Here is a 7432-nt window from a genome sequence, read left to right as displayed (position 1 = left end):
CGGTTAACTGGAACAAAAGCCAACTGTCTATGTTTCAAGACCTACTGAGCTAACGACCCATCTTGGTTTTATTAACCTTTACGGTTAACTGGAGCAAAAGCCAACAGTCTACATTTCAAGACCCACTGAACTAACGACCCATAGAAGTTTTGCTAACTGATTATAGTTAGAAGGAGCAGATACAAACAAATTAACTTTCAATTAGTTTGAATTGATGTCCCAAGGATGTCATAAATAGTCTTAAAACATCCCCCAGAAGGCTATGCCGTTCTGAGGGCGCCTATAATACCGTTTTCATTTTCTCATGCAAGTGCAATTTTCCAATTTCTTGTTGTTTGCATGAAAAACAGACTAAGAGGCTGTTTTTTGTCTCTATTAGCCATTAATCGCAGATAATTGCTGCTGTGCAAGGCGAGCCGATGCACTGTTAGGGTAATCTTTCAATACTTTCTGATAAAGTGCTTTTGCACCAGGGATATCATTATCCTTCTCGGCAATCATCCCTAATTTAACCAAACTATCGCCACGCTTATTCGAATCGGCAAACTGACTCACTACGGTACTGAATGCGGTTTTGGCTTCAGCATTCTCGCCTTTATTAAACAGTAGCTGTCCTAACCAGTAATTAGCATTCGCCGCATAACTTGATTGTGGATACTGTTTAATAAAATTCCGAAAAGCAGGAATAGCATCATCATACTTACGATCTTTCAACACGAGATTTACAGCGGCTTCATAACTTGCTGTTTCACCTAACGTTGAGCTAGATGCTGCAACACTAACGGGATCAGTTGCAACGGTTGAATTGGCTGCAGGGGTAGGTTTAGTAGATAAATTGGCTATGTCTTCGTAAAGCTGACGTTGACGTTGCAGAACCTGGTTTAACTGATAATTTTGTTGTTCAGTAACACCACGCAAATCCAACACTTCTCTTTGTAATGCATCGACACGACGTTGCATTTCAAATTCACCCTGTTGTTTCGCTTTTAAAATACGTTCTAAACGTGCAATACGTTCGTCACTTGAACCACTAGCAATATCCTCTACTGGTGCAGGAGCGGCGACTGCTGCTCCCATACCTAAGAACATTGCCGCAACTAATACGGCATGTTTCATTGTAAACTCCTAACAGGCCAATCAATCTGACTAGCCTTCCTTCAATAATGTTTAGTAAACTAAAACACCACGACGGTTTTTAGCAAAACCTGAATCTGAACGAGAAAAGTCTAATGGCTTTTCTTCGCCATAACTTACAACGCTCATTTGGCTAGGTTGTACGCCCATACCTTGAAGGTACTTAGCAATCGCTTTTGCACGACGTTCACCCAATGCAATGTTGTACTCTGGAGTGCCACGTTCGTCAGCGTGGCCTTCAATTAACACGCGAACATTTGGGTTTTCGACCAGGTAATTGCCATGAGCTAGCAAAATTTCCGCGTTTTCAGTTTGCACTTCACTGCGGTCGAAGTCGAAATAAATAATATTTTGACGACGTAACTCTTGCTCTTTTAAACGTTGCTGTTCAGCCGGGCTTAATACAGCACCTGCACCGCCGGTTTCAATTCCACCATTACCATATTGGCTGCTAGATGAACCAGAAGTAGAACCGCTTGCATCTGTTTCAGAGTCTGAAGTTGAGCTACAAGCACCCAGTGCCATAAGCGGAACTGCAACCATCATAGCTTTGAACAACTTATTCAGATCCATGTTAAATCCTTATCAATATCTTAATTAAAGAAATGGAGACCAAGCGGGTGATTTCACCTCGCCTTGTCCGACAGGCAATCTTGCCTTAAAGCGGCCATCGGTAGAAACCGCTGCCAATACTTGTTTACCTTCGTGAGTCGTACCGTAAATCACCATAGTGCCATTAGGCGCTACACTTGGAGATTCATCTAAACGGGTTGACGATAACACCTGCATAAAGCGTGTTGCCAAGTCCATTCTGGCAATATTGAAACGTCCATTAGTACGATTCACAAAAATCATGCTGCGACCATCAGGCGTGATTGAACCACCTAAATTCCATTCGCCTTCAAAAGTCATGCGACTGACTTTGTTTGTTTCCAAACTTACACGGTATAACTGTGGTCTTCCACCTCGTTCAGAGGTAAATAGAAGAGATTTACCATCAGGAAACCATGATGGTTCAGTATCAATAGCGTAATGATCTGTAATACGTTTAATCGCTTTAGTTGCGATATCAATGGTGTAGATTTCTGGTTGGCCATCTTTTGATAGCGTGATAGCAAGTTTTTTACCATCTGGCGAAAATGATGGCGCACCATTGATACCATCAAAGCTGCTCACTAACACACGAGCTTGAGTATAAATATCCTGAACGAAGATCTCAGCTTTACGATTCTCAAAGCTCACATAAGCCAAACGACGACCGTCAGGAGACCAAGTTGGCGACATGAGTGGTTCAGGAGAACGTAATAACATTTGCTCGTTGTAACCATCATAATCTGCAATCATTAGATGATATGGAGATTTTTGACCTTGTTTAACAACTACATAAGCAATACGAGTTAAGAACGCACCACGAATACCTGTGAGTTTTTCATATACGACATCACTGATACGGTGACCATATTGTCTAAATTGATTTGCATTAATAACGGTTTCGCGACTTTCTAATAAAAGTTCGCTAGCTGCCACTGGGCCTTTGCCCGCTTGTAGTTGCGCTTTAACCAAATCGATTAATTCAAAACTTACCAAATATTGGCCAGCTCCGTAAGGTTTAATTGAACCTACCACTAAACCATCGGCTGAAATATTTCGCCAGCTATCGGCGGTGAATTGTCTTGCAGTATGAATATTGACTTGCGGCAATGCACGCGTATCAAGTGGTTTAAAAGTACCACTGCGCGCCAAATCAGACATTACCACATCAGAAATGGATGCTGGCGCTGGACCTTCACCTAACCACACAAACGGCACAACGGCGATAGGGCGAGCTTGGTCAACCCCTTCAGTAATCACAATATCTAATGCAGCACGCGCTGGGGTCGTTAACACGATACACGCCAGTGCGAACCATTTAACCAAATTTTTCATGAGACTCCTTTATACCCTTCGCATTATTAATGCAGTAAGAAATTAATTAAATTCAGGTGAAACTGTTAAATTAATTTCTTTTAATTTGTCATACACACCGGCTTCTGTTGAAACAGGTAAGCGTCCAGCTTTATTGATTGCCGCCTTTGCAGCACGACAAACAACTTGGTCGCCATCTAAGGTTTGACTAGATGTCACAAAGCCATCTTGTGCCAATCGAATAAACACTCGACAGCTTTTACCTCGCATCGACTCATCTACCACTAGGTTACGTTGAATCGTGGCACTGATCATCGCTCTAAATCTATCAACTTCTGACATCACTTGTTTGTTACGAGTTTGCGATAACGCGGCTTGTTCATCAGCTAGAGCATCCGCCATCTCTTGCTCTTGACGGGCTTTTGCATCAGCATCAGCTTTAGCCTTACGTTGACGCTCTGCTTCGGCTTTACGTTTGCGCTCTTCCTCTTCAGCTTTACGTTTTCGCTCGTCTTCAGCTTTTTTAGCAGCAGCTTCTTCTTGCTTACGTTTTTCAGCCGCTTTTTGCGCAGCTTCTTCTGAGGCTTTTTGCTCTTGTTCTTTTTGCTTACGAACAGCTTCAGCTTTTTGCGCGCGCTCTTTTTCTTGCTGCACTTTTATTTGTGCCGCTTTAGCCGCATCGTTCGCTTTTTGTGTTTCAATTTCTTTCTGTTTACGTTCAATTTCTAGGTTTTTAATTTTTTGCTGTTCAAGCTCACGATTTTTACGTGCTTCAAGAGCTTTACGCTCTAACTCTGCTTGACGTGCCTTTTCTTTATTCTCAGCATCTTGTTTTTGCTGTTTCAATTTCTCAACATGCTGATTAATCTTTTGTTGATCAACCATCACGGCTTGAATTGCAGGCGCGCTAGGTGCTGAAGGCATATTTTTCGGTTTATCATCAAAGCTTAAACCTAATGCAAGGATGATTATCGCCCCAATGTGAATACCGCCGGATATCGCAAACGGTATTTTGATATTAGATTGATCTGACACCTACTTCTCCTTGGGTGAATCTGTCATCAAACCGACTGAAGGAACACCTGCTTGCTGCAAGCTCACCATCAATTGAATGACATTTTCATATGCTATGCTTCTATCCGCTTTTACAACAACTGGTCTTAACGGTTCAAGCAAAATCATTGCTCCCACTTGCACAGAAATCTCTTCCAGATCTAACGGATCGCTGTTAGAACCTGAACCCACGTTTAAATAATACTCACCTGCTGCATCTATCGAAGCAACTATCGGCGGTTTACTGTCTGGAGGTAAAGCCTCTGCTTTTCCCTGTGGCAATTCAACTTTAACACCCTGCGAAACGATTGGTGCGGTAACCATAAAAATGATTAATAACACCAACATAACGTCGATATAAGGTACAACGTTAATTTCCGCAATAGGACGACGACGCTTACGTTGGTACATTACACCGCTTCCTTTTCACTATAGGCTTGGCGCTGTAAAATATTCGAAAACTCTTCCATAAAGTTTGCATATGCCATCTCAAGTTTTTCAGCTTGGGTTGCAAAACGGTTATAGGCAACAACGGCAGGAATAGCCGCAAACAAACCCATCGCAGTCGCAATTAATGCTTCAGCAATACCAGGGGCAACCATTGCTAAAGTGGCATTTTCAACAGTACCCAGTGCAATGAATGAATTCATAATCCCCCACACGGTACCAAACAAACCAATATAAGGACTGGTTGAACCAATCGTTGCTAACATAGGTAAATTGTTCTCAAGCTTTTCCATTTCACGGGACAAACTTACACGCATCGCTCTTGAAGTACCTTCCATAACAGCATCTGGTGACTTGCTGTTAACTTTAATCAGTCTTGAGTATTCTTTAAAGCCTGCAACAAACATCGCTTCTAATCCAGCAACACTTTCACCTCTGGCGGTAAGCTCTTTGTATAAGCGATTTAAATCGACACCTGACCAAAAAGTATCTTCAAAACGCGCTGATTTAAGCCGTGCTGAATTAAGCATTTTACGGCGTTGGATAATGACCGCCCATGATGCAATGGAAAGACCTAACAAGGTCAACATAACCAATTTTACCAACACACTGGCTTGTAAAAACAAACCAATAAAAGACATATCAGCGTGCACTTTCAAACTCCTGAACTATAAATTCTGGGATGGCTCTGGGTCGCATTTTAGATAAGGACACACAGGCGACAGTCACCGATGCCTCACAATAGCACTCACCTAGCTCATCAACTAAACGCTGTTGGAACACCAACGACGCTTTTTTTAATGACGAAATACAAGATTCAACCGTGAAATCTTGTTCAAACTTTGCCGCACGGCGAAAATCTAACTCCGCGCGTTTGACTACAAAAGCAATGTCATCTGCCAGTAGTTTAGTTTGGCTAACACCAATCGATTTTAACCATTCTGTCCGTGCTCTTTCAAAGAAATTCAAGTAATTTGAATGGTAGACAACCCCACCGGCATCGGTGTCTTCATAATACACAGTTATTGGCCAATTAAACGTCATTAGATGACTCTTTTTTCAGCTGACAAAATTTCGCTTACTATACCGAGTAGCAAGTCAGTTGTGAATCATCTTACACGCTAAAAATGGACTTTATTTTCACTAAAATACCTTAAAACGACTTAATCTTGGCTTAAATTAAGATAGATGAAGGTTCTTTAATGTTTTCCTGCTTAAAACTCAGTAAACCCCCGTATCAAAAACAAAATTTTGTCTTTTTAAAATATCTTTTTTCCATGGGTTTAATTGCCTGATTTCCTCATATAAATTAACTAATAAAATAGGATCACGTCCATACAAGGTTAGGCTTATTGAAAGATAGTCGGCTAAGTTAAAGCAAAGCCGTAAAATGAATGCGATCAAAACCAATAAAACTGACAATTAATGACATGATAACGCTAATTGTTTTTCTAAAAAGCATATCGATAAATGAGCGACCGTTTAATGTCATCGCTTGTGACTGAATTTAGTAAAAATCAGTCATGCGAAACATCCCGTTAATTCAAAGCAGCAAATACAATCTAAATGCTTAACTAGAACTCGATATTGTGCTTTAGAAGCACGGCTATACAACCTCAACTCGCATTAACAGATAAATGAGATTCCCCAATGCTGACTAACCTGAACTCTGGATAACAACTTGCTTTCTAGAGGCTATTTTTACTGATAACTGTGTTAAATTTGTTTGCAATAGGCCAGCTATTGACGCACAAATTTGCCTTGTTCTAAGAAAAAATATCTCTCTAGAATACCTGGGTTATATATTATTTAATTTCATATGTTTAGCTAATCTCTTATCCAGAGTTCAGGTTAACCATCAAATTTCAGCCTTGCATTGAACACAAACTAAATCCATTTGCAATTGCTCGCTTACTGTAAAGGATTCAGCATAGCTATCGAGCCAAAGGCGCTCTAAGATGCCCTCGATCGCTTTTTATACATCCTTATTAAAAACAGAGAGATAAAAAATAGCTTGATTGATCTCGCCAGTGTGATCAAATAACGCTCTTTTTCTTTGTCTTTATACTTAATATGCTTAAACATCTGGATAAGATTACTGATTGCCGTTCCCATATAAATCAAGAACATGATGTCATTGATATCTGCTTCCTCGTCCTAAGCGCTGTGATATCAGGTGCGCAAAGTTGGGCCGATTGCCATGAGTTCGGGACATTAAAACTCATGTGGCTGCGTAAATACCGCCCCTTCGCTAATGGTATTCCCAGCCAGCAGAGCATTGGTCGCATCTTCAGAGGAGTGTCAAAGCAATCCTTGCTAGATGCCTTGTTGAGTTGGGTCAACGAGCATCGTTTTAGCACAGGACTTTCTACTATTGCGATTGATGGGAAAGTGCTTAAAGGTGCCAAAGCATCAGCCTCAAGTTCTTCGTTACATATGGTAACTGCATATGATACTGGCTCTGGTTTAGTATTCAGCGCTAAATCAGGTGCGAGCAAAAAGAGTGAACTCAAACTCGTTCAAGAATTGCTGACTTGTCTTGATTTGAAGTCTGAGTTACTGACATTTGATGCGCTGCATTGCCAGACACAAACACTTGATTATATTGTCAAAGAAGGTGGGCATTGTATTTTGCAAGTCAAAGGTAACCAGCCAAAATTGTACGAGGCAGTACAAGCACAATTTGCTGATTACATTACAAATACTCCAGAACCTGAATGTTTTACTCAAGATGATAAAGGCCATGGTCGAGTTGAAAATCGGATAACGTTTCAATGTCCGCTAAATTTACCCGCCGAGATAAAGATGAAATGGTCTCAACTAAAAACATTAATAGCAGTAGAACGTCATAGAAAGGTGGGTAATAAAACCAGTATAGATACACATTTTTATG

At 40.9% G+C, this 7432-nt stretch carries 8 protein-coding genes; 1 reads left to right on the top strand and 7 read right to left on the bottom strand.

Features of this window, described 5'->3' with window-relative positions:
• Positions 1 to 375: 375 nt before the first annotated feature.
• Genes ybgF through ybgC form a run of 7 tightly spaced genes read right to left on the bottom strand, consistent with a single transcriptional unit; the run spans position 376 to position 5583 of the window.
• Positions 376 to 1116, bottom strand: coding sequence for a tol-pal system protein YbgF (gene ybgF, locus NE535_RS18440; protein ID WP_261300015.1), 741 nt, complete (start codon positions 1114 to 1116; stop codon positions 376 to 378).
• A 51-nt stretch (positions 1117 to 1167) separates the two neighbouring features.
• Entirely contained in the window at positions 1168 to 1707 is a 540-nt protein-coding gene (pal, locus tag NE535_RS18435; RefSeq protein WP_261300014.1) for a peptidoglycan-associated lipoprotein Pal, read from the bottom strand.
• Positions 1708 to 1731: 24 nt separating this feature from the next.
• Positions 1732 to 3060: a Tol-Pal system beta propeller repeat protein TolB gene (tolB, locus tag NE535_RS18430; protein ID WP_261300013.1), complete on the bottom strand. Its 1329-nt coding sequence runs from the start codon at positions 3058 to 3060 to the stop codon at positions 1732 to 1734.
• A 42-nt stretch (positions 3061 to 3102) separates the two neighbouring features.
• The gene (gene tolA, locus NE535_RS18425; RefSeq protein WP_261300012.1) at positions 3103 to 4074 is read right to left on the bottom strand and encodes a cell envelope integrity protein TolA; all 972 of its coding nucleotides are present in this window, start codon (positions 4072 to 4074) and stop codon (positions 3103 to 3105) included.
• Positions 4075 to 4503, bottom strand: a complete 429-nt coding sequence (gene tolR / locus NE535_RS18420; RefSeq protein ID WP_261300011.1) for a protein TolR — start codon at positions 4501 to 4503, stop codon at positions 4075 to 4077. It abuts the gene before it with no gap.
• Complete coding sequence (tolQ, locus tag NE535_RS18415; protein WP_188839346.1) at positions 4503 to 5192, bottom strand: protein TolQ; 690 nt, start codon at positions 5190 to 5192, stop codon at positions 4503 to 4505. The genes tolR and tolQ overlap by 1 nt, the downstream gene beginning before the upstream one ends.
• Positions 5182 to 5583 (bottom strand): tol-pal system-associated acyl-CoA thioesterase, encoded by a 402-nt coding sequence (gene ybgC, locus NE535_RS18410; protein WP_261300010.1) that lies wholly within the window; start codon positions 5581 to 5583, stop codon positions 5182 to 5184. The genes tolQ and ybgC overlap by 11 nt, the downstream gene beginning before the upstream one ends.
• A 1029-nt stretch (positions 5584 to 6612) precedes the next feature.
• Here ybgC and NE535_RS18405 point away from each other — a divergent pair.
• A partial coding sequence (locus tag NE535_RS18405; protein ID WP_261300009.1) for an ISAs1 family transposase occupies positions 6613 to 7432 on the top strand: 820 nt, incomplete at its 3' end.

The organism is Shewanella holmiensis (assembly GCF_025370255.1).
GTDB lineage: Bacteria > Pseudomonadota > Gammaproteobacteria > Enterobacterales > Shewanellaceae > Shewanella > Shewanella holmiensis.
The sequence above is the reverse complement of the archived record's forward strand: the minus strand, read 5'-3'. Positions and strand labels throughout refer to the sequence as shown.

What these genes read in the sequence shown, in the direction of transcription:
- ybgF (WP_261300015.1), bottom strand. Translation starts at nt 1,116, where the DNA reads ATGAAACATGCCGTATTAGTTGCGGCAATGTTCTTAGGTATGGGAGCA.
- pal (WP_261300014.1), bottom strand. Translation starts at nt 1,707, where the DNA reads ATGGATCTGAATAAGTTGTTCAAAGCTATGATGGTTGCAGTTCCGCTT.
- tolB (WP_261300013.1), bottom strand. Translation starts at nt 3,060, where the DNA reads ATGAAAAATTTGGTTAAATGGTTCGCACTGGCGTGTATCGTGTTAACG.
- tolR (WP_261300011.1), bottom strand. Translation starts at nt 4,503, where the DNA reads ATGTACCAACGTAAGCGTCGTCGTCCTATTGCGGAAATTAACGTTGTA.
- ybgC (WP_261300010.1), bottom strand. Translation starts at nt 5,583, where the DNA reads ATGACGTTTAATTGGCCAATAACTGTGTATTATGAAGACACCGATGCC.